Origin of the sequence: Sphingobacteruim zhuxiongii (assembly GCF_009557615.1) — a bacterium.
GTDB lineage: Bacteria > Bacteroidota > Bacteroidia > Sphingobacteriales > Sphingobacteriaceae > Sphingobacterium > Sphingobacterium zhuxiongii.
Window position 1 is genome coordinate 925,342 of record NZ_CP045652.1, and the last position, 24,981, is coordinate 950,322.

Annotated in this window: 21 protein-coding genes and 1 tRNA gene; 14 read left to right on the top strand and 8 right to left on the bottom strand. The window is 38.6% G+C overall.

The genetic code is table 11. The features are described 5' to 3' along the window. Positions 1-62 precede the first annotated feature (62 nt). The 4 genes from GFH32_RS04080 to cysM are packed head-to-tail and all read left to right on the top strand — an operon-like array spanning position 63 to position 2,937. Entirely contained in the window at positions 63-848 is a 786-nt protein-coding gene (locus tag GFH32_RS04080) for a HipA family kinase (RefSeq protein WP_153509862.1), read from the top strand. Then, on the top strand, positions 838-1,221 hold the full coding sequence (locus GFH32_RS04085; RefSeq protein ID WP_153509863.1) for a DUF3037 domain-containing protein: 384 nt from the start codon (positions 838-840) through the stop codon (positions 1,219-1,221). The genes GFH32_RS04080 and GFH32_RS04085 overlap by 11 nt, the downstream gene beginning before the upstream one ends. Before the next feature lie 34 nt (positions 1,222-1,255). Further along, positions 1,256-2,065, top strand: a complete 810-nt coding sequence (locus GFH32_RS04090) for a serine O-acetyltransferase (RefSeq protein ID WP_153512994.1) — start codon at positions 1,256-1,258, stop codon at positions 2,063-2,065. Further along, a complete protein-coding gene (gene cysM / locus GFH32_RS04095; RefSeq protein ID WP_153509864.1) occupies positions 2,065-2,937 on the top strand; it encodes a cysteine synthase CysM in 873 nt (290 codons plus the stop codon). The genes GFH32_RS04090 and cysM overlap by 1 nt, the downstream gene beginning before the upstream one ends. Positions 2,938-3,046: 109 nt before the next feature. Here the strand turns inward: cysM and GFH32_RS04100 are convergent, their stop codons facing one another. Further along, a complete protein-coding gene (locus GFH32_RS04100) occupies positions 3,047-3,736 on the bottom strand; it encodes a hypothetical protein (protein WP_153509865.1) in 690 nt (229 codons plus the stop codon). A 179-nt stretch (positions 3,737-3,915) separates the two neighbouring features. On the opposite strand from GFH32_RS04100, the gene GFH32_RS04105 reads away from it, so the two are divergent. Next, positions 3,916-5,361 carry a DUF3943 domain-containing protein gene (locus tag GFH32_RS04105; RefSeq protein ID WP_228384212.1) on the top strand — a complete coding sequence of 482 codons (1,446 nt, stop codon included), beginning with the start codon at positions 3,916-3,918 and terminating at the stop codon, positions 5,359-5,361. 315 nt (positions 5,362-5,676) lie between these two features. Here GFH32_RS04105 and GFH32_RS04110 read toward each other — a convergent pair whose 3' ends face one another. Beyond that, entirely contained in the window at positions 5,677-7,011 is a 1,335-nt protein-coding gene (locus GFH32_RS04110) for a trigger factor (RefSeq protein WP_153512995.1), read from the bottom strand. A 70-nt stretch (positions 7,012-7,081) separates the two neighbouring features. After that, positions 7,082-7,163, bottom strand: a tRNA-Leu gene (locus tag GFH32_RS04115). Positions 7,164-7,548: 385 nt separating this feature from the next. On the opposite strand from GFH32_RS04115, the gene GFH32_RS04120 reads away from it, so the two are divergent. The 5 genes from GFH32_RS04120 to GFH32_RS04140 all read left to right on the top strand — a co-directional run bounded on the left by GFH32_RS04120 (position 7,549) and on the right by GFH32_RS04140 (position 12,753). Further along, entirely contained in the window at positions 7,549-8,169 is a 621-nt protein-coding gene (locus GFH32_RS04120) for a hypothetical protein (RefSeq protein WP_153509867.1), read from the top strand. Continuing rightward, a complete protein-coding gene (locus GFH32_RS04125) occupies positions 8,166-8,468 on the top strand; it encodes a winged helix-turn-helix domain-containing protein (protein WP_153509868.1) in 303 nt (100 codons plus the stop codon). Before GFH32_RS04120 ends, GFH32_RS04125 begins: the two co-directional genes overlap by 4 nt. Before the next feature lie 60 nt (positions 8,469-8,528). Beyond that, a complete protein-coding gene (locus tag GFH32_RS04130) occupies positions 8,529-9,017 on the top strand; it encodes a Coq4 family protein (protein ID WP_153509869.1) in 489 nt (162 codons plus the stop codon). 7 nt (positions 9,018-9,024) lie between these two features. Next, positions 9,025-10,512, top strand: coding sequence for a cell envelope integrity protein CreD (gene creD / locus GFH32_RS04135; RefSeq protein WP_153509870.1), 1,488 nt, complete (start codon positions 9,025-9,027; stop codon positions 10,510-10,512). A 138-nt stretch (positions 10,513-10,650) separates the two neighbouring features. Then, entirely contained in the window at positions 10,651-12,753 is a 2,103-nt protein-coding gene (locus GFH32_RS04140) for a S9 family peptidase (RefSeq protein WP_153509871.1), read from the top strand. Between the two features lie 77 nt (positions 12,754-12,830). On the opposite strand, the gene GFH32_RS04145 is transcribed toward GFH32_RS04140, so the two are convergent. The 3 genes from GFH32_RS04145 to GFH32_RS04155 form a co-directional block, all read right to left on the bottom strand. Next, on the bottom strand, positions 12,831-13,778 hold the full coding sequence (locus GFH32_RS04145; protein ID WP_153509872.1) for an MlaD family protein: 948 nt from the start codon (positions 13,776-13,778) through the stop codon (positions 12,831-12,833). Between the two features lie 56 nt (positions 13,779-13,834). Continuing rightward, on the bottom strand, positions 13,835-14,665 hold the full coding sequence (locus GFH32_RS04150; RefSeq protein WP_153509873.1) for an N-acetylmuramoyl-L-alanine amidase family protein: 831 nt from the start codon (positions 14,663-14,665) through the stop codon (positions 13,835-13,837). 74 nt (positions 14,666-14,739) lie between these two features. Further along, on the bottom strand, positions 14,740-15,630 hold the full coding sequence (locus GFH32_RS04155; protein ID WP_153509874.1) for an N-acetylmuramoyl-L-alanine amidase family protein: 891 nt from the start codon (positions 15,628-15,630) through the stop codon (positions 14,740-14,742). A gap of 209 nt (positions 15,631-15,839) precedes the next feature. On the opposite strand from GFH32_RS04155, the gene GFH32_RS04160 reads away from it, so the two are divergent. The 3 genes from GFH32_RS04160 to GFH32_RS04170 all read left to right on the top strand — a co-directional run bounded on the left by GFH32_RS04160 (position 15,840) and on the right by GFH32_RS04170 (position 21,238). Beyond that, positions 15,840-18,464, top strand: a complete 2,625-nt coding sequence (locus tag GFH32_RS04160) for a putative LPS assembly protein LptD (RefSeq protein ID WP_153509875.1) — start codon at positions 15,840-15,842, stop codon at positions 18,462-18,464. 20 nt (positions 18,465-18,484) lie between these two features. Beyond that, positions 18,485-19,735, top strand: coding sequence for a competence/damage-inducible protein A (locus tag GFH32_RS04165; RefSeq protein ID WP_153509876.1), 1,251 nt, complete (start codon positions 18,485-18,487; stop codon positions 19,733-19,735). A gap of 108 nt (positions 19,736-19,843) precedes the next feature. Then, complete coding sequence (locus GFH32_RS04170) at positions 19,844-21,238, top strand: dihydrolipoamide acetyltransferase family protein (protein ID WP_153509877.1); 1,395 nt, start codon at positions 19,844-19,846, stop codon at positions 21,236-21,238. A 165-nt stretch (positions 21,239-21,403) separates the two neighbouring features. On the opposite strand, the gene GFH32_RS04175 is transcribed toward GFH32_RS04170, so the two are convergent. Both GFH32_RS04175 and GFH32_RS04180 read right to left on the bottom strand, forming a co-directional pair. Further along, positions 21,404-22,744 (bottom strand): MATE family efflux transporter, encoded by a 1,341-nt coding sequence (locus GFH32_RS04175; RefSeq protein WP_228384213.1) that lies wholly within the window; start codon positions 22,742-22,744, stop codon positions 21,404-21,406. 198 nt (positions 22,745-22,942) lie between these two features. Beyond that, entirely contained in the window at positions 22,943-24,241 is a 1,299-nt protein-coding gene (locus GFH32_RS04180; protein ID WP_228384214.1) for a M56 family metallopeptidase, read from the bottom strand. A gap of 175 nt (positions 24,242-24,416) precedes the next feature. Here GFH32_RS04180 and GFH32_RS18550 point away from each other — a divergent pair, with 175 nt between their 5' ends. Continuing rightward, a complete protein-coding gene (locus GFH32_RS18550; protein ID WP_153509880.1) occupies positions 24,417-24,959 on the top strand; it encodes a Sec-independent protein translocase subunit TatA/TatB in 543 nt (180 codons plus the stop codon). Positions 24,960-24,981: the final 22 nt, after the last annotated feature.

Here is a 24,981-nt window from a genome sequence, read left to right on the forward strand (position 1 = left end):
GGTGCAGGTATTGAAGCGTTTTGTCGACTGATGAAACGATCAAGGTGATTAAATAATCTACAATGGAAATAAAGAATCCAGAAATTAGAGAAGTAAATATTATCCGCTACATCCAGCCATTTCGTGAAGGAGGGTCTCTCCCTGGCCTAGTCGATGCCGACGATGGATTCAGCTACGTGATTAAGTTTCGAGGAGCGGGGCAAGGAAAAAAAGCATTGGTTGCCGAGTTTATTGGGGCTGAGCTTGCTAGAATGATTGGTCTACGTGTTCCTGAAATGGTATTCGCACATTTAGATGTAGGATTTGGACGCACGGAACCAGATGAAGAAATACAAGATTTATTAAAGTTTTCGGAAGGGATGAACTTGGGCGTTCACTATTTGAACGGGTCAATCACGTTTGATGCCAATGTCGATACGATTGCTGCCGAAGAAGCGTCTAAAATTGTTTGGCTTGATGCCTTATTAATGAATGTAGATCGCACGGCGAAAAATACGAATATGTTAGTTTGGCATAAAGATTTATGGATGATTGACTATGGGGCGGCCTTATATTTTCACCACAGTTGGGATAATTGGGAAGAGCAAACGTCGAAGCCATTTGTGCAAATCAAAGATCATGTTCTTTTGAAACAAGCAACAGAAGTATCGCGTATAAATGATGAATACAAAGTTTTTTTTACACGTGCTAACGTAGCGAAAGTTTTAGCGGCTATTCCAGATGAATGGTTAATCGATGAAGTTAGATCACTTTCTGCCGACGATGCACGTACTGTTTATGTCGAATTCATTGCTCGACGCGCCGAAGAATCAGAAGTTTTTGTAAATCAAATTCAAGATGCACGATAGAACCCTATACGAATATGCCGTTGTGCGATTGGTTCCTCGTGTAGAACGGGAAGAATTCTTAAATATTGGCGTATTGTTGTATTGCCGAAAGCAGCGCTATGCCGAAATTCTATATCATGTTGACGAGGAACGATGTTGTCATCTGGCAAAGGATATCGATTATACGCAAATAAACGCTCATTTACAATCCATGCGTGCTGTCTGTCAAGGTTTGAAAGAGGGCGGAAGCCTCGCACAACTTGATCAAACGGAACGCTTCCGTTGGTTAACAGCTTATCGAAGCACACTTATCCAGTGCTCTGCTGTTCATCCTGGATTATGTATAGATGCAGCAACAACACATCAAGAATTATTCGAAAAATTAGTGCTATAAACCTAAATTAGCGGGAGAACGCATGACTATGAAAATGAATGAATTTTACGAGCATATCTTTCAAAAACAACAAGCCGTTCAAGATATGCCGAGCAATAAACAAATCGCACAATGGGCAATTGCTTTAATGCATCTATTATTCCCTGAGCGAAACTCGCATACCTATCATGAACAAGCAGATGTTGAAGCTGCATTTCAAGTTTCTGAAGCAGAATTATATCAATTATTGTTAAAAACCAAAGCCTGTTCAGAATGCGATGTCAAGAAAGTTGCACAAACTTTTTTTGAGAAACTACCGACAGTTTACCAAATTATGCTGACCGACGCACAAGCCATTCTCGATGGGGATCCTGCGGCAAAGAGCTTGAATGAGGTAATCCGAACTTATCCTGGATTTTTAGCCATTTGCATCTACCGAATTGCGCACGAATTGTTAATTCAGGGAATACCCTTGATTCCACGTATTCTAACCGAATATGCCCATTCAAAAACTGGCATCGATATACATCCCGGAGCTCGTATAGCAGAGTATTTGCATATTGACCATGGTACAGGTGTCGTGATTGGCGAGACTTGTATTATTGGGAAACACGTAAAACTGTATCAGGGAGTGACCTTAGGCGCGCTGAGTGTTGATAAGAGTTTTTCTGATACCCAAAGGCATCCAATTATAGAAGATCATGTAATCATCTATGCAGGAGCAACAATACTGGGAGGTGAGACCACCGTAGGCCATCATTCCATCATTGGGGGGAACGTGTGGTTAACTGCGAGTGTTGCGCCTTATACAACTGTCTATCATCAACCGAATTCTAAATTTTATGACTCTAAACCTTTAGCATAATGGGAAATATTATAGCAACAATTGGAAATACACCTTTAGTAGAGATTACTCGTTTTCACAGTAACCCAAAAGTGAAAATATATGCAAAACTAGAGGGGAATAATCCAGGTGGCTCAGTAAAGGATCGTGCAGCGTTAAATATGATTCGCTCTGCAATGGAGCGCGGTGAAATTACTAAGGACACAAAGCTTATTGAAGCTACTAGTGGTAATACGGGTATTGCTTTAGCCATGATCGCCAGTATGTTCGGCTTGTCAATGGAACTCGTTATGCCTTCGACATCAACGCGCGAACGTACTTTAACTATGGAAGCTTTTGGTGCAAAAGTAACTTTATTGGAAACCATGGAGATTTGCCGTGATTATGCCGAGGAAAAAGCTGCAACGGGGGAGTATTTCATTCTTAATCAGTTTGCAAATCCAGATAACTACGAAGCACATATAAAAACTACCGCACCAGAAATATGGCGAGATACGAACGGGCAAATCACTCATTTTGTGAGTGCCATGGGGACTACAGGGACAATTATGGGTTGCTCGATGTTTTTAAAAGAACAGAATCCTGATATTCAAATTGTGGGTTGTCAACCTACAGAAGAGTCTTCCATTCCTGGTATTCGACGTTGGCCTGCCGCGTATTTGCCTAAAATATTTGACGCATCACGTGTAGACCGTGTGATAGACATTGCACAAACGGATGCAACAGAGAAAGCAAGAGAACTTGCACGAAAAGAAGGCGTATTTGCTGGTATGAGTTCAGGAGGCGCATTTCACGCAGCTTTACAAATCGCAAATGAAATTGAAGAAGGTGTTATTGTTTTTATTGTTTGTGATCGCGGAGATCGTTATCTAAGCTCTGACCTATTCGGATAAGATATCCTTATTTCGAATCATTATTACATATGATAATCAGTATACTAGACCTTAGTAATAAAGCCTAGTATACTGATTGTTTTGAATTCAAGCTACGCGATGCAGAAATCTATCTAGCATCCAATGACCAAATCTCATAGATAGGGTCGCCTTTTGAAGATTTACCCGAATGGTGCCAATCTTTTTCCTTTAACTCGCCTTTAAATTCTAGCGTAGCCCCAACGCGACTATTGTCTCTCGAGAAGAATACAATCTCTTCCACATAATCGCCATCCTTAAAAGAATATCGACCTCCACCCGTACCATAAAAACCACGTTCTGCAGGATTAATTGCTATCCACTGGAAATATCCGTCGACTAATAGCTTTATAGTCTTTCGATCTCCTCGAGCGATTGTTGATAGTTTGTTTTCCTGTTGCCGACCAGTAATCCGCCAGAGGCCATCTAATGCTTGATGATTAGAGTTTTGCTTTTTAAATAGCAGATCTCCAATTTGTAAGTCAGAACCTACATTTTTTAAGTCTAAATTTTTACTTGTTCCAACTTCTGAAGGGTTCGCATCACTGTATTCTACCTTAACGGTCAACAGCTTGCTGCTTGTCGCATAGGGACCTCCCCATGTTGAAAGGTATTTATTGTTTTCATATTTGATATAAGACGAATAACCGTCTATTAATAAAATCAAATGATTGGTTTGACCATCTTTCGCCAAATAAGCGCCGGCAATTGCGGTCGTTTCTTGAGCATACATTGCTGTCGTCAGAAAGATCGTAAGTAGGATTGAAAGGATTCTTTTCATATTGTTTGTCGTTTTGGTTATCACTGAATATAGTTAAAACTAGCTAATAATCAAATTGTTCACGGTTTGTTCAGCTTTGCTTGTTGTGATATTCGTCATAAGTTTGAAAGTCTTGACCTAGCAAAGGATGTCTCTCCAGGAAAATAATTAAATTTGCAATCAAATCAATATTGTTACGCTTGCGACACTTTAAGCTATATTTTTTTATCACTTTCTTAACGAATCTGTTCGTTAATCCTTTATTTGCACAAAGCGATTCGATTCCAACGAAGGCTATCGATAGTCTTTATTTTAAAGATCCGGCTTTTATCAAAGATACTTTGGCTTGGGGACTACAACCAAAAAGAGAGAAGAAATTTTGGAGGGCAGGGGCAGAGTGGTTTTTAGCACAGGCTTTCCCGGCATCGTTCAATAGATTTATCACAAGAGACCCATACTCTTATATTTCTTTTCAGAATTTTATAGATCACCAGCGCCTAAGTGCTTGGGACTGGGATGACAATCAATTTACCACAAACCAAATTGACCATCCATTTCACGGACAGATTTATTTTAATGCCTTTCGAAGTAACGGTTACAATTTCTATCAATCGAGTATCGCGACCCTGGCTGGAAGCTATATCTGGGAGACCGCTGGAGAGACACAACATCCATCCATTAACGACCTCGTTAATACAACCTTTGGAGGTATTCTATTAGGAGAGATGATGCACCGTGTTTCTCGTAATATCCTAGCGAGGAATAAGCGACATCACAACCGCGTAGGAAATGAATTGGTCGCTACGCTGGTGAATCCTGTAAGTGGCTTAAATCGATTTCTAGATGGGAAATGGGGGAAAACTGTTGAAGATTATTACTTAGTCGATTCCTCAATAATTACAGCAGAAGTCGATCTAGGTTTTCGACGTTTTGATGCGAAGGAAGGGGATTTTATAGCGAAGGGAAAAAATGCGTTTTACGGTAGACTTCGTTTTAGATACACGAATGGGGATCATAACTATAAACGCCCGTTTGATCAGTTTTCCGTTAACTTGGAGTTAGGCAACGGAGATAGTTCATTTATCAATGCAATAAACGTACATGCCTTATTATACGGTGCGAAGTTTTTTAAATCGCAGAAAGGGGATCATTATGGAACGCTGAATGCACATTATGATTTCTATAATAACGACGCTTTTTTCTATGGTGCCCAAAGTATTAACTACAACTGGCTTTCCGAATTTCGGTATAAAAAGAACAATCGATTAAACCTAAGTGTTGGGGCAGGGGCAGTAGTTCTCGCTGCGGTTCCAGATCCCTATTTATTGTACGGTGCGAGTCGCAATTATAACTATGGGCCCGGGGCATCCTATCGTTTTAAAGGAGAATTGAGCTTGTTGAATCGGTTTTTATTGAGTGCAGACTATAATGGTGGTGTGTTCTTTACTATATCGGGGAATGACTCCTATTATATCCTCCACGGATTAACTGTCGAAGGAAGTTTACGTCTTTATAAACGTTGGTCCATAAATTTAAGCTCAGGGTATTTTAATTTGCAGGGACACTTTAAAGATGATAAATATCCAGATTTCCACCGAGAGTATCCTTACGGACGTGTATCTGTAGGATATAATATTTTCTTCTAAGTCATAGAGTTCAAGGATTTAAGCTTTTTGGTTTATTAATTGGAAGCTGTGTCGCAATTGTACCTTTTTTGCAGAATTTGGGCAAGCTTTTGAATTTGATAACAGATAGAATATATAGTTCGCTCCCTTGTCGATTGCTGCTGTATTGAGGGTATTTTCATTGGACTTTTTACGGGGCTGCTTCGTACCTTAGGCCTTCATTAACCGAATTGTCTTGAAGATGGTGCGTTGATTCTACGTCGCGGAGACTAAAGGGATAAAAAAAAAGGTTAACAGTCTCCTGTTAACCTCTTATATTACTAATTCTTAATTCTTCTATTTTTCTAGTTTTTCGAATTTGTCGAAATCAATCTTTTTAGATTTTAACTTTACAGTTGATTTCAATTGATCAAAAACTTTAAGAGCTTTTACCTCTTCGAATAAGCGATTTGCTTGTTCTCTGTCAGATAATAACTGCATTGCGAATTGTTGTAATTGCTCGTCAGTAGGCTCTTCGTTGATGTTGTACATTTTGATTTGAGCGTAGATACGTTCTTTCGCTAATTCAACTACTTCATCATATTTTACTTCAAGGTTATTTGCTGTAACGATTCTATTTTCAATGATCGTCCATTTCAAGTTGCTAATGAAATCAGCAAAACCTTCTTCGATTTCTTCAGCAGATAAGTTAGGGTTTGTAGCCTTTAACCATCTTTTCAAGAATTCTTCAGGGAATTTAGCGTCAACTTTATCCATTCCGAAAGTATACATGTCGTTACGTAACTTTTGAGCGGAGTTTTGTTTGAATAAGTTTTCTACTTCTTCGGTTACTTTTTCGTTGAATTGCGCTTCTGTTGTTACTTCACCTGCAGGGAATAATTTGTCGAAGAACTCTTGGTTCAAGTCTGACTCCTCTAATCTGTTGATGTTTTTAACAGTCAATTCAAATTTTGTAACGTCTAAGTTCTCAGCTTCATCTTCAGTGATACCTAAGATGCGTGCTAAGTCAGCTACTTTGAATGCTTTAGCAACGTCGATTTTAACTGAATCATCTTTTTTCAAGCCTACTAAAGATTTTTTAATCTTCGCATCTTCGATGATATCTGTACGAATTGAAGTTGTTTTTTCAATTCCTTCTTCTTTTTCTTGCTTTAAAGCAGCATATAATACATCACCTTCCTCAGAAACTTCTGGGTTAGTCATTTTACCATAGCTACGACGTAAGTTTTTGATACGTTCTGCTAAAGTAGCTTCGTCAGCTTTAATGTCGTATTCAATAAATTCAGTTTCTGCTGAGAATGGAACGTCGAAATTAGGCGCTATACCAATTTCATAGTTGAAATTGAAAGTATCGTTATAATCCCAATTGTATTGCGTTTCATTTTCTTCTTCAACAGGAAGAGGTTGACCAAGAACTTCTAATTTTTGCTCGCCAATGTATTCAGCAATCTTATCATTGATGATTCTATTGATCTCATCAAATAAGATTGATTTTCCGTACATACGTTTGATATGTCCTACAGGTACCATTCCTGGACGGAATCCTGGTAGCTTAGCTTTTTTTGCTTGGTCTTTAATTGCTTTATCAACTTGTGGGTTGTAATCCGCTGGAGCAATCTCCACTTGGATCTTTGCGTTGATGTCGTCAATGTTTTGGTGTGAAATATTCATACTCATCTTTTAGCTTTTCGCAATAATAAAAAAAATCCTCCCGAGAGATTACTTACGGGAGGATATCAAGTGCGGAAGAAGGGACTCGAACCCCCACGCCTCGCGGCGCCAGATCCTAAGTCTGGTGCGGCTACCAATTACGCCACTTCCGCAGTTAGGATTTTATTGAGCCACAAAGATAGAAACCAAACCTATATATGTCAAGAGTTTTCTACTCTTTTTTTTAAAGCTTTTGTGTAACTCTTTGTTTAGTAACCTAGTAAATTTTCATAAAAACGTATTTACTATATTATAAGCTTATGTTTTTATGGAATTATCAACAATTGGAGGGAAAATAGACCTGGTTTTTTGTTAACATTTCTTGATAACACACGGTTTTGTGAAAGGATTTAGGCGAGATTTCTATCAATCTATTCATTGATATGTGGCCGCTTAAGTAAATAAGGATGCTGAATTAACCTGATTTTCGAAAAATTTTTGAAAAAATATTTTGTGATATGCTTTTTTCTACATTACTTTGAAAAACAAAGTACTTTTATGAATCATCAAGATATACTAAAAGATATAGGACAAATTCGCTCGATGATGGAGCGTTCCTCGAAGTTTATGTCGATAAATGGCCTCTCTGGGGTATTGATTGGATGTGTTGCATTAATAGGAGCAGCCGCCGGATACTATATAGTATATGGTACGAAGAGCGAATTTGGATATCGCGATCATTATGTTCTCGACGATCAAGTTCTTTGGAAATTAGTTGTTATTGCGGTGCTTGTTTTATTGGTTTCTGTTGTGACAGGTGTTTGGATGGCAAAGACAAAAGCGAAGAAAATTGGACAGACCATATGGAATCCAACGAGCAAAGCCTTGGCGAAGGCGATGTCGATTCCTTTAGCAACAGGTGGTTTGTTTAGCTTAATATTAATTTATCGCGGTGATTATTCCTTGGTTGCGTCTAGTTTATTAATATTTTATGGACTTGCATTGGCAGCCGCATCCGTCTTTACTTTTTCTGAAGTTCGAGTATTGGGAATTTTGGAAATTCTATTAGGCTTGTTAGCTTTGGCGTTTCCTGGTTATGGTATTTGGTTTTGGTCCATAGGATTCGGGGTTTTACACATTGTTTACGGTCTAATCGTTCATAAAAAATACGAAAAGTGAGTTTGGATTTAACGTTATATGATAAGGTTTTAGAGAATAGAGTTCGTCTTCAAATTATGGGAATATTGATGGCGAATGAATTCTATGACTTTAATTCTTTTAAAGAATTGTTAGCGGTGACGGATGGGAATCTAGCGTCGAACTTGAAAAGTTTGGAGAAGGAGGGGTATATTACGGTAACGAAGACTTTCATCGATCGGAAACCCAATACACGCTATAACAAGACTGAAAAGGGTCAGCAAGCTTTTGAAAATCATTTAATTGCGCTTGAGCAAATAATCAAGCAACAGTATACATAATTTTTTTTGTCCAATTACTTTGAAACACAAAGTACTTTTAGTTATAAAAAAAACAAAAATATGAGAGGACTTCGTTTAAAATTTATGCTTTACCTCTATAATGGGTCAAGCAGGCTTTACGCCAACTTGTTTAAGCCGCATAAACAGGCTTGGGGAATTAGCAAAGAAGCATTTAACCAATATCCTTCGGGTAGCCTTGGAGCATCTTTAGCTGCTTTTTATCAGGAAAAAGGCTTCGATGTGATGCCGAAGTTGGAGAACCATGATGTTTTCCATTTACTGACAGGAACAGGGACAGAAATCAAAGATGAAATTGCCATGCAGTACCTATTACTTGGCAATGGTAAGTTGAGTTTGTATTTGCTCGCTATGGTATTGATTGGCAGTTTTCTTTTTCCGGAGCATTCCAATTATTACTGGAGCTCTTTTAACAAAGGCAAACGTATGTGGTCATTCTATCATTTAGAGTTTAAAAACTATTTAAATGAACCTCTTTATAATTTACAGCGCGCATTTGCTGAAAAAACTAACATTCTAATCTTAAAATAAATACATCATGGAAAATACACAACAAGAAGGCCCTGTGAATAAATCACTTTATGAAAAAGTTACGGGATCTGTCGTTTTAAAATTTGGAGTAATCTTTTTTCTAACTATCATTTTATTAATTCCAATGAATTTAATAAATGAGTTGATCTCTGAACGTAAATATCGCGAACAAAGAGTATCTAATGAAATTGCAGATAAATGGGGGAAAGATCAGGTAATCGTTAGCCCAATTATCGCAGTACCCTACGATGAGGTCAAGGAAGTAATTCAAGAGTCCTCCGATGGGGTAAAGCAAGTCGTAAAAACAGTAGTGACACGTTGGGCACAGTTGTTACCCGAAGAAATGAAGACTCAAGCAGAGGTTAGTCCAGAACCCTTGAATCGCGGGATTTATCAAGCGGTCGTTTATAACTCAAAGGTTAAAATTACGGGTAAGTTTTTAGGTTTCGAGCTTTCCAAATTAAAGGTTCCGCAGGAAAAGCTGCGTTGGGAAGAAGCAAAATTGTTGTTTGGGATTCAAGATGTGAAAGGATTGACCGCTAATCCTAAATTGAATTGGGCAGGAAAAAGTTTGGAGCTTTCCAAGAGTTCTTATGAATTAAGACCTTATGTTGAAAATTTGATTGTTGATTTAGGGTTGACGGGAAATGATGACTTAAACAAAGCGTTCGAAATAGAATTTAACATCCGAGGTTCAAAATCTTTAAATTTCCTACCATTGGCAAAACAATCACATATAGAAGTGAAAGGTGATTGGGGCAATCCTAGTTTTAACGGAGGGCATTTACCGGAAAATCGTGAGGTTACAGAGCATTCGTTTGCTGCCAATTGGAGTATCCCATCATTTGCTCGTAAGTTGCCTCAGCAATGGGAGGGCGCTCAGCAGTTCGTATATCAATTTCAAGGTTTAGAATTGAATAATGAGGATAATGCGTCCGATACGTACCCTTCTGATTATATTCCAGAGCCAGTATCGGCTTCAACGTCAGACGGAAGTTCGGAATTGACTAGTTCTGATTACGACATGGTTCAAATAAATTTCTTACCTTCAGTAAACAATTATCAGAAGACTACGCGCGTAACGAAATACGGGATTTTAGTCATTGCATTAACCTTTGTTTCGCTACTTTTCATGGAAATTATCAAGAAGCAACGTGTGCATATCATACAATATGTACTGATTGGTTTCGCGATGGTTCTGTTTTACGCTTTGTTGTTGGCAATTTCAGAACATTTAGGGTTTAATGTTGCCTACTTACTGGCCGCGATTGCAACCATTGTATTGATAGCTTCCTTTGTCAAGGCGATTACAAAAAATATGAAGTCGGCGCTGTTATTTGGTGCGATACTATCCCTATTCTATTCGTTTATTTATATTTTGATGCAGTTGCGCGACTATTCTTTAATCGTGGGAACGGTAGGTGTGTTTATCATATTGGCGGCTTTAATGCGCTTATCAACCAAGATTGACTGGTACCAATTCGATAAAAGATGATCAAATTAAAAAGGGAATCAATGCTTATGTATTTAACGAGTATTTGGTTATTACTAACCTCAGTAAGGCATTGAAAAAGATTTGGAATTTCGCAATACCTCACAACTTTAGTAAATTGGCTCAAAAAAAGAGAATAAGATGATGAGATTATCATGTATTGGAGCACTCTTATTGATCAATAATATGGTTGTTGCACAAGGTAAAGAAGTTCCACAGAAAGTGGAGAGGCCACAGATTGAAAATCGCGTAAAGACAATAAACGGAGGTACTCCGCTTAGCCCAAAGGCCTTATGGGAATTGGGTAGAGTAAGTGCTGAAGGTTTATCGGCCGACGGGACACAGCTTATCTATGGCGTCTCCAACTATCAGTTCGATGAAAATAAATCCGAAAAGAATTTGTTTGTTGTTCCGGTAAAGGGAGGGAAAGTTCGACAATTTACTAGTGATGCGGGTGGAGAGACGGTTTTGACAATAGATGAGAATGGAAATGTATTATACATGTTCAAGGGGCAGATTTGGCAAAAAAATCTGAATGGTAGCGATTCAAAACAGTTGACAGATTACGAAGGTGGATTAGAGAATGTGAAGATCGCTCCAGACGGGAAGTCGATTTTGTTCAGCAAAGCCGTGCTATTAAAGCCCTACCACTCTGTTGATAAATATTCCGATCTAGGTAAATCCAATGTTTATATCTATGATAATTTGGATTATCGTCATTGGGATACTTGGAATGATGGTCGTTTTAACCATCCGTTTATTGCAAGTTATACCGATGGTAAGATAGGAGAACCTAAAGACATCATGGAAGGTGAGCCTTTTTACTCTCCGCAAATGCCATTTGGTGGCTCGGAAGATTTTATTTGGACTGCAGATAGCCGATCTGTCATCTATGTCGCTAAGAAGCGATTTGGAAATGATTATGCTCAGAGTACTAATACTGATTTATATCAGTATGATATTGCCACTGGAGAGACACGTAATCTTACGGAAGGTATGAGTGGTTATGATACGAATCCTTCGCTTAGCAAGGATGGTAAGATACTGAGTTGGTTGAGCATGAAGACTGATGGCTTTGAAGCGGATAAGAATGATATCATCCTTATGGAAGCGAGTTCGGGTCGAAAAGTAAACTTAACAGCACATTGGGATGGAACAGTTAATTCCTTTATTTGGAGTAAGGATAATAAGAAGATTTTCTTTGTCGCACCATCTAAGGGGACTGTACAGCTTTTTGAAATCAATGTGGCTAAGGGAGTATGGTCAAAAGTATTGCCTAAGATAACTCAGATTTCGGATGGTGATTTTGATATTGCGGGGATTGTTGGAGAAACATCGACTGGCTTAATTGTTACCTCCACAAAAATGACACGTGCGGCGGAAGTGTTTGATTATAATTTCAAAAATAAATCGATTAAGGCGATTACTCATGTCAATGATGCCATGTACAGCCAAATCGCGGATACGAAAGTGGAAAGTCGCGTAACCAAAGCAACAGATGGATTGGATTTATTCTCGTGGGTTATATATCCTCCTGATTTTGATCCGACGAAAAAATATCCTGTATTATTATTCTGTCAAGGTGGTCCACAAGCGGCGACCACACAATCTTATTCTTTCCGTTGGAATTTCCAATTAATGGCTTCCCAAGGTTACATTGTTATCGCGCCGAATCGTCGCGGTATGCCAGGATGGGGAGTTAAGTGGAATGAACAAATCTCTAAAGACTGGGGTGGCCAATCGATAAGAGACTATTTGTCGGCTATTGACGATCTTTCTACAGAGTCTTATGTTGATAAATCTAACATTGCAGCCGTTGGCGCTAGTTACGGTGGATATTCAGTTTTTATGTTAGCTGGAGTTCATGAAGGAAGGTTTAAATCATTAATATCACACTGTGGTCTATTTGACATGACTTCTTGGTATGGAACAACTGAAGAATTATTCTTTGCTAATCATGACATTGGTGCTTACTGGGACAAAAATAATAGCAAATCATACAATGAGTTTAATCCAATTAAGCATATTGACAAATGGAATACACCGATCTTAATTTTTCAAGGAGGTAAGGATTATCGCGTTCCAATTGGACAGGGTTTAGAGGCTTTTCAAGCAGCTCAATTGAAAGGGGTGAAAAGTAGACTAGTTTATCTACCGGAAGAGAATCACTGGGTGCTCTCAGGTCACAATGCACAAGTATGGCAAAGAGAGTTTTTCGGCTGGTTATCCGAAACGTTGAAATAGCATAAAAAAAGCGACCTCATCCGTCGCAAATAATTGATATAAAAAAGGGGCAATCGAATAGATTGCCCCTTTTCTTATTATTTAGTGTCTTTCTTTCCGAAGATTGAGATCTTCAAGTATTTTCCTGGGTTTGTTTTCAAATCATGTACCAATTCATCTAAGTTTTGAGATGCATTAGTTAGATTATTATAAAGCTTTTCATCATGGATTAATAAGCCAATTGAACCTTCTCCAGAATTAATCTTGTTTGTAATCGCTTGTACGTCGCGCATAGCCTGATTGGCATTGTCGATTGTTGCTTTAATTTCAGTTTTTGATAGATCTGATGACAAGCTATCCAAGTTACCCAGGATACTGTTGATCTTCGCATTGTTATTTTTGAAGTTGGTCGTGATCGATTCCAGATTCGACATGATATTCGCTAATCTGTTTTTCTCTGATCCCATAAGCCCATCTACGTCACTCGTAATCTTCTCTAGATTCTTCAACGAAATCGAGATACTATGGACGCTACTCTTAAAGTCACGTTGAAAGCCGTCATCCAGTACAGAGTTTACGCCGGAAAGAACCGAGTCTAGTTTCTCCACTAAGTTTTCTATCTTTTTCTGTAATGGCTCTACCTTTTCCATTAGGTTCGCTTGTACATCCGAAAGTAAAGGATCTCCACTTCTTGCCATGGTCGTACTGTTGCCAAGTTCAAAAACAATAGCTTTGCTACCTAATAAATCGGCACTGACTATTCGCGCCACTGTATTCGAAGGGATCGCATAATCGTCATTTATTTTAAACTCTGTGCGTATTTTTCCAGTAGGTTGTAGAGTTAATTTGGAGACACGACCAATTTGGAATCCGGATACTAAAACGGGTTTGGATACCGCTAATCCATCTACATTATCATATTCGGTATAAAACGTATTGTCACTACTGAAGACATTGTTGCCTTTCAAAAAGCTATAGCCAATAAATAAAATAGCGATTGCAATACTTGTTAAAGCACCGACTTTTGTTTCGTTAGATATTTTCAAAATATTCCTAATTAAGTTATTCTACCTACTATATAATCCCCAATTTAAGAAAAAGTTTATCTTTCTACGTTTTTTCTGTAGGTATTTATAGCATTGAACAAGTCATCGACTATAGATGCTTGACCATCAGCAGACATCATAAAGCGTTCTTCATCAGGATTTGAAATGAAACCAATCTCAGTCAGTACAGCTGGCATACCGGCAGTCGCAAGTACAGCAAGAGACTGTTCCTTTACTCCGCGATCTACACGACTAGAGGCTGCAAATTGATCTTGCATATAGGCCGCAAGTTTAATGCTTCCTTCTCGAAATTTACGTTTCATTAAGGAGAATACGATATAAGAGGATGGATCCTTAGGGTCAAAACCACCATAGTTTTGCTCATAGTTGTCCTCCATTAGGATGGATGCATTTTCTCGAATCGCGACGTCTTGATCACCTGTACGGCTAAATCCGAGCACCAAGGTCTCAGTTCCTTTTGCCGAGGTATTTAACGATCGCTGCGTCACATAACGTCCTCTACTATTTTTTACACGTCTACTGCTGGAGCCTCCAGAGTTACAGTGAATAGAGATAAATAGATCTGCATGATTTTTATTAGCGAGGGCGGGGCGTTCGTATAATTTAGGATAAACGTCAGTTGTACGGGTATAAATGACTTTTACTCCAGGTAACTCTTTTTGTATTTTCTTCCCCAATTTCAAAGCGACTTGGAGGGCAATATCTTTCTCTTTTGATTGTCGTCCTACTGCACCTGAATCATTACCTCCATGTCCAGGATCAAGAACGATTACTTTAATTTTACCATTACCGCCGTTGGCACCTTGATGGTCGGCAGGTTTAAAACTTGCTAATGCTAATACAATAAGACAAAGTGCGATTTGCATTCCCTTTGTCCAAAATTGTCTGTGTTTACTTTTGTTTTTCAAAATATATTTAAACTTACTTCCGATTGTCTAACCTATTGCTGCGCAATTGCCTCATTTCCTTGTTTGTAACGTCTGATAGCATCTACCAAATTCTTTACAATTTCTGCTTGTCCAACCTCCGAGAGCATGTAACTCTCTTCATCAGGGTTGCTAATAAAGCCAATTTCAGTTAAGACAGCTGGCATACTTGCGCCCGCTAAAACAGCTAGTGATAATTCTTGCACGCCACGGTCAAGACGTCCTTTGCCGACGTATTCATTTTGAACGTACGATGCAAATTTAATGCTTTTTTCTCTATAAGTCCTTTTTAACAAGGAGAAGATAATATAAGAAGAGGGGTCATTAGGATCAAACCCATTATAATTCTCTTGATAGTTTTCTTCCATTAAGATATCGGCATTTTCTCGCATGGCGACATCTGACTCTCCACGTTGTAATCTATTGTAACCACAAACAAAGGTCTCCGTACCAGAAACGCCAGGACGATAAATCGTTCGGGTGCTGTATCGGCCGTTTTTACCTTTTACACGTTGGTCTGAATTCGCAGAATTACAATGAATGGAAATAAATAGATCCGCATGATTACGATTAGCAATATTCGAACGCTCGTGAAAAGGAACATCTATATCCGATTCGCGAGTAAGAATTGCTTTCACGCCAGGGAGTTCTTTTTCGATAGCTTCTTTTAATTTCAATGAAACTTGCAAGACAATATCTTTTTCCGCAGAGTTCTTACCATAAGCGCCAGGTAGTTTACCACCATGTCCCGGGTCAATAACGACAAGCTTGAAAGTTTTATTATTTGCCACTTGTTGCGGTTCCAAATCCGACTTGGAATAACCTGTGTAATTTCCGATTAAAAATAAGGGGGCAGCAATTCCAATAATTGCTAATACTAATTTGGTTGATTTCCTAGAATTCATCACTATTTTCAAATTATATTATCTATCAACGCCTTTCAAACTCACAAATTGTTAAATATGATTAAGTTTGTCGAAATCCTCACTTAAGTAATGGATTTTTGACTATTTTTGCCAACAAGAGTTTAAAATTAGCACAAAAATAACATTCATAATTCATTTTGAAGGCTTTAAGTTGTTTTTTCCATATCCTGTTTTTTCTTTTAGCCGGAGTGGCCTCCTTACAGGCACAGGAAGAGACTACATTGAAACGAGCTACCGTTACACAAGATACCTCTAAAAAGCTACAAGATTCAACTTTATTAACGCAAGATAGTAGTAAAAATAACTTTCGGGAAGTGACAGGGCAGGATACTGTCGTCATGAAAGATAGTTCGGGTCTAGAAACAACGGTAAGCATTGTCGCGAATGACTCTTCATGGAATGAGGTAAGTAAAAATATACTTCACCTATTTAAGGGGGCAAAAGTAAAGTATCAAAACTTTGAATTGGCCGCCGATTATATCCGCTTAGATCGTAATACCAATGTTTTATTTGCTTCTGGAGTAATAGACCACAATGGCAAGTATGTCGGGCGCCCGGTTGTTATTATGCCAGGTGAGGGGCCAATTGCTGTTGACTCCTTGCTCTATAATTATAAAAGTCAAATTCCTAAAACCTTTGGCGTAATGACAGAGGTTGATGGCGCATTTATACAAGCGCGTGAAGTGCGAAAGAACATCTATGATGAGACCTCACTTTACAAAGGCTTATACAGTACATGTAATCTTCCTTATCCGCATACGCACTTTGGTATTCAAATTTCGAAGGGCGTAATTACCGACAAACAAATTATTGCAGGACCTTCTTATTTGGTGGTAGAGAATATTCCATTGAAATTTCTTGCTATTCCTTTCGGGTTCTTCCCTAAACAAGATAAAAAGAGTAGTGGTTTCCTATTTCCTTCTTTTGGTGAAGATGCTGCGCGTGGATTCTCTATGCGTGATTTAGGATGGTATTTGACGTTCAACGATTATTGGGACACCGAATTTCGCGGGAACTTATATTCAAAAGGTTCTTGGGAAGCGAGTATGCGTACGCAGTATATGGTAAACTATAAGTACAATGGTAACTTTGCTTTACGTTACGGCTCTACGGTAAGTGGGGTAGAGGGTACTCAGAACTTTGGACGAAATAAGGATTTCAACGTAACATGGAATCATACACAACGTCAAGAAGCAAATCCTGGAACATCATTTACAGCATCAGTAAACTTTGGTACAAGTTCATATTTTAGAAATACTGCGGCGAATGGTACATACGATATCAGTCAAATTACCAACAACCGAATGAACTCTTCCATTGCTTATGGAAAGGTTTTCTCTGATGGGAAAATTAATTTCACGTCCAGCTTGCGCCATGATCAAAACTTGGCAACGGGCGATATCTCGTTAGAGTTACCTCAGATCAGTTTGAACGTTTCGACATTCAACCCGTTCGATTCAAAAGACCGTATAGGGGAACAAAAGTGGTATCAACGTATTACTGTTGGGTATAGCTTGCAAGCTAGAAACTTTGTATCTACTAAAGATTCCATCTTGTTTAAGAATAATTTCTTTGGACAATTTACGAATGGTTTCCAACATAACATCCCAGTTAGCTTAAGTTTGAATGTATTAAAGTATTTCCAGTTTAATACTTCGATGAATTATACAGAGCGTTGGTATTTTCAATCTATCGAGAATCGTTTAGTTAATGAAATAAATGGTTACTCTACTGTAAAGGATACGATTCAAGGTTTTAAACGTGCTTATGATTATTCGGTATCTAGTGGATTATCAACGAAAATATACGGTAACTATAAACGTGGTATAGGTAAGATTCAGCAGATGCGACATGTGATGACGCCTTCCATCAACGTGAATTATCGTCCAGATTTTGGTGCTGAGAAGTTTGGCATTTATAAGGACTATACGGATGAGAATGGTGCCTACAGAAGGTATTCAATTTTTGAAAACGCGATTTACGGATCTCCATCGATGGGTAAATCAATGGGTATTGGTTTCTCAATTGATAATACGTTAGAGGCTAAGATTCGTGACGACAAAGATTCGACCGGTACAGGGGTTAAGAAGATTCCATTGATTCAAGGCTTAACTTTCAGTGGAAATTACAATGTTGCAGCCGATTCATTAAAGTTATCACCGATTAGTTTTTCGGGAAGAACCTCATTATTCGATCAGAAGATTAATATCAATTTTAACGGTAGTTTTGATCCGTATAGCTACGATAAGTACTCGGGGCAACGAATTGATCGCTATATGGTGAAAGACGGAAAGTTAGCGCGTTTAACAAACTTCGGTTTATCGTTTGACTACAGTTTCAACCCTAAAGCATCGAAAAGTAGAAACAATAATATTGATTCATTACGTAACAGTATGCCGGCGATGACGGATGAGCAAACGCAGGCACTTGCACGTATTAGTACGGATCCTAATGCCTTTGTCGATTTCAATATTCCATGGAACTTATCGGGTTCCTTCAGTTTCAATTATTCAACGATATTTGATCGTGATTTGCAGGAAATGAAACCGAACATTACGAGTACAGTCAATTTACATGGTGATTTTAACATGACACCGAAGTGGAAAGTTCAATTTAATACTGGATTTGACTTTGTGCGTATGGAATCATCGATGTCGCAAATAAGTATTTATCGGGATCTTCACTGTTGGGATATGTCTGTTGGCTGGGTGCCATTCGGACGTTATAAGAGTTTTAACGTGACCATTCGAGCGAAAGCTTCGATACTTCAAGATTTGAAATTAACAAAGCGTAACAGTCACTTTACCTATTAATCACTTAAAACCAATATGCCATGAAAGCAGAGATTATTACCACCGGTGATGAAATTTTGCTAGGGCAAATTGTCGATACCAATTCGGCATGGATGGCACAAGCCTTATTGTCCTTGCAAATCCAAATAGCACAAATCACCTCTATTTCTGATCGCGAAGAGCATATCTTAGAAGCACTAAGTAATGCAACGCAGCGTGCGGATTTAATCATCTGTACAGGTGGCTTAGGCCCAACAAAGGATGATATTACCAAGCTAACTGCTGCGAAATTCTTTCAAACTAGCTTAGTCCGAAATGAAGGTGTGTTAACGCATGTTCGTGGAATTTTTGAGAAGTTTAACAGAACGATGCCTGATATTAATTTAGGACAAGCGGATGTTTTATCAAATGGGGAAGTCCTATTCAATGATTGGGGCACAGCACCAGGTATATGGGTAGCTCATGAAGGTAAAGTTTATGTCTTTCTACCGGGGGTTCCTTTCGAGATGAAGAATCTGATGAGCCACCGTGTTCTGCCTAAGCTTCAGGAGTTCAATAGCCAAGAGAAGATCGCGATTCGTTATATCTTAACAGTAGGGATTGGAGAGTCACATTTGGCGGAGCAGATTGCTGATATTGAAGATGCCTTTCCTCCACATATACATTTAGCTTATCTCCCAAAGATCGGCTTAGTCCGTCTGCGAATATCTGCAAGCGGATCGGATATGGTTCAATTGGAAGAGGAATTAGATCATTATGCAAAATTATTGATTAATCGTGTTGGCGATGCGGTTGTTGCTCACGATGATATTAGTTTTGAAGAAGCTATTGTCCGATCATTCGTAGAATCTAAAGAGACTTTAGCGACGGCTGAAAGTTGTACGGGAGGAAATGTTGCGAAGCAGATTACAGAGATTGCTGGTGCAAGCGCAATGTTCCAGGGTGGTATCGTCGCATATGCAAACCAAGCAAAAGAGCATTTGTTGCATGTGGAACATTCGGTCTTAGCGCAATATGGAGCAGTCAGTGAGGAGACGGTTATTCAAATGGCTCGTGGAGCACAAAAGCAATTAGGTGCGAGCTACGCCATTGCGACGAGTGGTATTGCTGGACCGGGCGGCGGAACGGAAGAAAAGCCTGTGGGCACCGTTTGGGTTGCTATCGCGGGAAAAACAGAAGTAAAAACAAAATTGTTTCAGTTCCATCAGGATCGGATTCTCAATATCGAGCGAACAACAGCTCAATCTTTGCTGATGTTGTGGAATTTATTTCAAAAAGAAAAAGGCATTTAACAAAATTATATTTTAAACATCGGTATTTGGAAAATATCTAATTCTGTTTACTTGATAGTTTAGTATTAATAAGTAACTTAGTATTTCAAACAATCGAAATAATAATAGATGGCTATATATAAACTTTTACTCCCAAAAATGGGGGAAAGCGTGTCTGAAGCTACGTTGACCAATTGGTTAAAACAAGTTGGAGATCAGATTAATGAAGACGATGCAGTAGCCGAAATTGCGACGGATAAAGTTGATTCTGAGGTGCCTTCGCCAGTTTCTGGTAGATTAAAAGAGCGATTGTTCGAAGAGAATCAAGTAATTCAAGTTGGCGATGTTATTGCCCTTATTGAAGTCGACGGTGAAGAAATAGAAGAAGTGGTAGAGAACATTTCTGCGGAATTAGTTACCGAAGAAGAAGTTCAGCAGTCAAATGTCGAGGATCTAGCTACTGAGATCCCTGCAGAGGAAGTATCCATTCCTGGTATTTCTCAAATTCAAGAATCACATCATAATGAAACCGTAAATAGCGAACCTATGCAACATGGTATTCGCTTCTATTCTCCGTTAGTGAGAAATATAGCCCAACATGAAGGTATTAGTCAGCAGGAGTTAGATACAATTCCTGGTACAGGTGCTGAAGGTCGTGTAACGAAAGAGGATGTGTTGAAGTTTATTCAACAACGCACGAATACAGGACAAATCCCCACAAATGCGTTAGAGCCTAAGCAGCATAGTTCGGAGAAATCGGCTTCAGTTGAAGCTCCAGTTCCAACACCAGCAGCTCAGGTAGTTCGAGCAAGCAATACTGATGAGGTTATTGAGATGGATCGTATGCGTCGTCTAATTTCCGATCATATGGTAAATAGTGTGAAGACTTCTCCACACGTGTTTTCAGTGGTAGAAGCGGACGTTACTGGTCTTGTAAACTGGCGCAATAAAGTTAAAGATGATTATAAAAAGCGTGAGGGTGAGAATATCACATTTACGCCTTTAATTATTGAAGCAATAGCAAAGGCTATTAAAGACTTTCCTCTCATCAATGTTTCTGTTGATGGATATAACATCATCCGTAAGAAGAACATCAACATAGGAATGGCAGCTGCGCTACCAACGGGAAATTTAATTGTTCCTGTTATCAAGAATGTTGATCAATTAAGCTTATCGGGCATTAGTCGCTCTGTAAATGATCTTGCTAATCGTTCTAGAGCAAATAAATTAAAACCTGACGATACACAAGGAGGTACATTTACTTTTACTAATATTGGGGCATTCGGTAATATTATTGGTATGCCAATTATCAATCAACCTCAGGCGGCAATTCTTGCCGTAGGAACGATCAAAAAGAAACCTGCAGTATTAGAAACCGAACAGGGCGATGTGATAGCAATACGTCATATGATGTATCTTTCGATGTCGTATGATCATCGTGTGATTGACGGTGCTTTGGGCGGATCGTTTATTCGCAGAGTTGCAGATTACTTGGAGAATTGGGATATCAATAGAATCGTCTGAATCCCACGTAATACTGAAATTTAAAACATATTACCTTTATATAAAAAAGCGTCCTATTTGCATATAGTTAAATGCAAATAGGACGCTTTTTTTATGTTTATGCTGTGTGAACAAGAAATGAAAGAACATGTTTCACTAGAACGATGCTCGACCTTGGCAAGCTTTTTAAGCCGCGATATTTCTATTCAAATCTATTTCTCGTCTTTTGATTATATGTCTATATCTTAAGTAAAGAAGAATTGAAGATGTTAGTAGACCGAGTGTAAGTCCATACCATATACCTTTAACGCCGATACCTGTTTTCACTCCAAGGAAATAGGCTACTGGGAGTCCAATGATCCAGTAAGCGAAAAATGTAATGAAAGTCGGAATGTTTACATCACCCATTCCTCTTAAGATCCCCAAGCCGACAACTTGCGTACCGTCAAATAATTGGAACATCCCGGCGATAATCAACAACTGAGCAGCTAGAGCAATAACGTCCATATCTTTAGATATGATCATCGGCAAGTATTGATTGAATACAGCAAAGATGATGGCGCAGACAATCATAAATACAAGTACAAGATGGTAGGATACTGTTGCGAATTTCTCTAATCTGAAGAAGTTCTTGTTACCATAACTATTACCAACTTTAATCGTTGCCGCGGATGCAATTCCGCTTGCCATCATATAGGTCATTGCAGCAAGTGTAATTGCTGTTTGATGGGCAGCTTGCTCTAATGCTCCAATTTTGCCTGCGATTAAAGCAGCACCTGCGAAAGCCCCAATTTCGAAAACATATTGCATTGCGACAGGAGCACCAATCTTCAATATTTTCTTAACACGCTCTACATCGATAAAACGGATAGAGAAATGCTCTATATATCGTTTAAAATTACTTGACTTCAGAACATACCAAGCCATAACGATCATCATTAACACACGATCTACAAGCGTGGCAATTCCCACACCGGCAACTCCCATGGGTTTGATACCGAACATACCTTTGACGAGAATAATCGCCAAGATAACGTTCAAAACGTTCCCCCATATGGTAATGTTCATTGCTTGCTTAGTGAATCCTAACCCTTCGGCGAATTGTTTAAAGGTGTTAAACATCATCAATGGCAGGATGGATAAACTTAGAATAAGCAAGTACGGCTTTGCTGTTTCAACAACCTGTGGGTCTTGATCAGCATGTTGCATAGCATACATTGACCCAAAATAAACAAACAGGAATAATAAAATTCCTGCGATTAAGTTTAACCAAAAGCTATTGGAAAGCAACTTAGCACATTCTGCATAATTGGAACGACCATTCTCTTGCGCAATATGTGGAGTCAAGCCGTAAGCGATACCTAATCCAATAACTAACACCACCATAAATACGGAGTGAACCAATGAAACAGCTGCTAAGGATATAGTACCTGCAAATTGGCCAACGATTATCGTGTCAGCAGTTTGAACTAGGGTATGACCTAATTGAGATATGACAACAGGGCCTGCTAGTGCCATGCTGCTCATGTAGTAAATTTTGTTGGCTTTGTACTTTTGAAACATATCAGCAAATAAATAAGAAATGCAAAGGTACAAAGACTAATCCGGTTAACATGTCTTATGAAAGTTAACTTTCCATGACTAATAGCGAAGTGGGCCTAGATCGCAATAGTTCACAATAAAGGGGCAATCATAAAGCCTGCCCCTAGTTTTTCGTTTCGGATCTTAGAATAAGCGATTTCCGTAAATTTTATTGTAGTAGGGTTCCGTATTAATTATAAGTTGGTGGGTGTATGACTTTCCTTTTTTCGCATTTGCATATAGCTTGCTAACATTATAATGTACAACATCAGAAGCCTTATATTTATCAAGGGCAGTATTCGGTACTTTCTTTCCATCAATCCATACTCCGTACACGGAAGCATTCTTCCATTTCTTCCATTGTTCTGTTGACGGCGATCTTTTTACTGGCTTTGTTTCCATAAGGATAAATGTCTTTGGTTCTGGAGAAACAAGATGATTGTTTGCGCCATAGTGAGTTCTTTGTTTCACTTGCTCAGCAGACATTAAAGAAGCAATGTAGGCCATTCTTCTGCTGTCGACATCAGCCATATTCACCCAACGTTTTGTTTTTCCAGTTTTAGGATCAATGGTTAATTTTTTGAATGCGCGATCGTACTCATCAAGTAGTTCTTTTGAAGCTTCTCTTTTTCTCGATGTATCTTGTTGCTGCTCTACATTGATTGGCAGATCTTCATCTACCAGTTTCGTTACTCTTACTTCTGAAGTTATTTCAGGGGATTTGTTGCTGAATAAGAGCAGTGATCCGGCCAAGAGAACGCATGTGAGGGAAAGCATATATACTTTGTTCCTCTTCTTTTCCGTTTTTTTCATCATGATTAGTCTATTTTTTATCTGTTTATAATTAAGTTGACTACTGATTGAAGGACCAGATGAAAGCGGTTTTAAACCTGTTAATAGATATTGATAAACGCTAATATCTTCTTTGTTTTTGACAACATATTCATCTGCAAGATACTCGTGATTTAATTTGATCGCTCGGATGATAAAATAATTGATGGGATTGAAAAAGCTGAAACATAGCATTAATTCAGAGAAAAGTACATCTATACTATGTTTTTGTTTTACGTGAGCCAATTCGTGTTTCCAAACAAGGGGGGAAAGCCCTTTATTATAATCTTTATCAGCGATAAACACATAGTTCAAAAAGCTAAACGGACCTGTCGTATAAGGTAATAAAACGATCTTACAACCGTCATCGGAAACAATTCTGTACTTTCTCGTAAGTTTGAAAAAGACGAATAAATTTCTGTTAAATCGAATTAAAAAAATGAGTACGCCAAGAAAATAAAGGTATTTCGGCAGTGACGTCCAATTGATGTTAGGTTCTTGCGTCTGTACTTCGGGGGGATTTACTGGAACTTCTATCGCTCGTGCAGATTGATTTATTGGATATACCTCTTGAATTCTTTCGGCTAGCATCAAAACTGCTTTGTTTGGCATAATTTCCCATTTTTTTAAAAAAATAAAAGGAATAAATTTTGTAACAGATACTTCTGAATAGGGCAGGATTCCGGTCAATTCTCTTTTCACCTTTGTTTCGAAATAATTACAGACAGATATTGATAAAAAAGGAGAATAAACTTACCTTAGCTTTCCACTATAAAAAGGAAAAGAGATGAATTTAGCGTTTTTGAATATAGGTACTCAAGAGATGATGTTAATCATATTGGTTGCCTTGTTGTTGTTTGGGGGTAAGAAATTACCAGAGCTAGCTAGAGGATTGGGAAGAGGAATTCGTGAGTTTAAAGATGCCTCAGAGGGTATTAAACGTGAAATTTCCGATCAAATAAACAACTTTGAGAAAGAGATTGAAGATGTTAAAGCAGACATTGAGAAGGAACCGGAAGCAAGAGTGGCAGAACAAAAAGTAGAAGAAACGGTTGAGAGTGCAGAGACTGTAGGCGAGGAATTGGCGAGTGAGGAATCCACAAACAAAGAGAAAAAGGCGCCACAATTTACAGCCCCTTCGGGAACTTATGAGCACCAGCCGTATCAAACACCTACTGCCGACGATTACTATAGCTACGGATATAATGATCACTTTTCGAATAATGAGAGTGCGGAAGCTACTTTAGAGCAAGCTAACGACGCCGAAGTTGAGGAAACTCCATCCTCAGATCGCAATCCTTCGCAAGAAGAGAATACTAAAAATGCCTAAAAATATTATTTTATTATATGCC

Excerpts from the sequence above, each read along its gene's own strand:
- GFH32_RS04080 (WP_153509862.1), top strand. The coding sequence starts at position 63 with ATGGAAATAAAGAATCCAGAAATTAGAGAAGTAAATATTATCCGCTAC.
- GFH32_RS04085 (WP_153509863.1), top strand. The coding sequence starts at position 838 with ATGCACGATAGAACCCTATACGAATATGCCGTTGTGCGATTGGTTCCT.
- GFH32_RS04090 (WP_153512994.1), top strand. The coding sequence starts at position 1,256 with ATGAATGAATTTTACGAGCATATCTTTCAAAAACAACAAGCCGTTCAA.
- cysM (WP_153509864.1), top strand. The coding sequence starts at position 2,065 with ATGGGAAATATTATAGCAACAATTGGAAATACACCTTTAGTAGAGATT.
- GFH32_RS04100 (WP_153509865.1), bottom strand. The coding sequence starts at position 3,736 with ATGAAAAGAATCCTTTCAATCCTACTTACGATCTTTCTGACGACAGCA.
- GFH32_RS04110 (WP_153512995.1), bottom strand. The coding sequence starts at position 7,011 with ATGAATATTTCACACCAAAACATTGACGACATCAACGCAAAGATCCAA.
- GFH32_RS04120 (WP_153509867.1), top strand. The coding sequence starts at position 7,549 with ATGAATCATCAAGATATACTAAAAGATATAGGACAAATTCGCTCGATG.
- GFH32_RS04130 (WP_153509869.1), top strand. The coding sequence starts at position 8,529 with ATGAGAGGACTTCGTTTAAAATTTATGCTTTACCTCTATAATGGGTCA.
- creD (WP_153509870.1), top strand. The coding sequence starts at position 9,025 with ATGGAAAATACACAACAAGAAGGCCCTGTGAATAAATCACTTTATGAA.
- GFH32_RS04140 (WP_153509871.1), top strand. The coding sequence starts at position 10,651 with ATGATGAGATTATCATGTATTGGAGCACTCTTATTGATCAATAATATG.
- GFH32_RS04150 (WP_153509873.1), bottom strand. The coding sequence starts at position 14,665 with ATGCAAATCGCACTTTGTCTTATTGTATTAGCATTAGCAAGTTTTAAA.
- GFH32_RS04155 (WP_153509874.1), bottom strand. The coding sequence starts at position 15,630 with ATGAATTCTAGGAAATCAACCAAATTAGTATTAGCAATTATTGGAATT.
- GFH32_RS04165 (WP_153509876.1), top strand. The coding sequence starts at position 18,485 with ATGAAAGCAGAGATTATTACCACCGGTGATGAAATTTTGCTAGGGCAA.
- GFH32_RS04170 (WP_153509877.1), top strand. The coding sequence starts at position 19,844 with ATGGCTATATATAAACTTTTACTCCCAAAAATGGGGGAAAGCGTGTCT.
- GFH32_RS04175 (WP_228384213.1), bottom strand. The coding sequence starts at position 22,744 with ATGAGCAGCATGGCACTAGCAGGCCCTGTTGTCATATCTCAATTAGGT.
- GFH32_RS04180 (WP_228384214.1), bottom strand. The coding sequence starts at position 24,241 with ATGCCAAACAAAGCAGTTTTGATGCTAGCCGAAAGAATTCAAGAGGTA.
- GFH32_RS18550 (WP_153509880.1), top strand. The coding sequence starts at position 24,417 with ATGAATTTAGCGTTTTTGAATATAGGTACTCAAGAGATGATGTTAATC.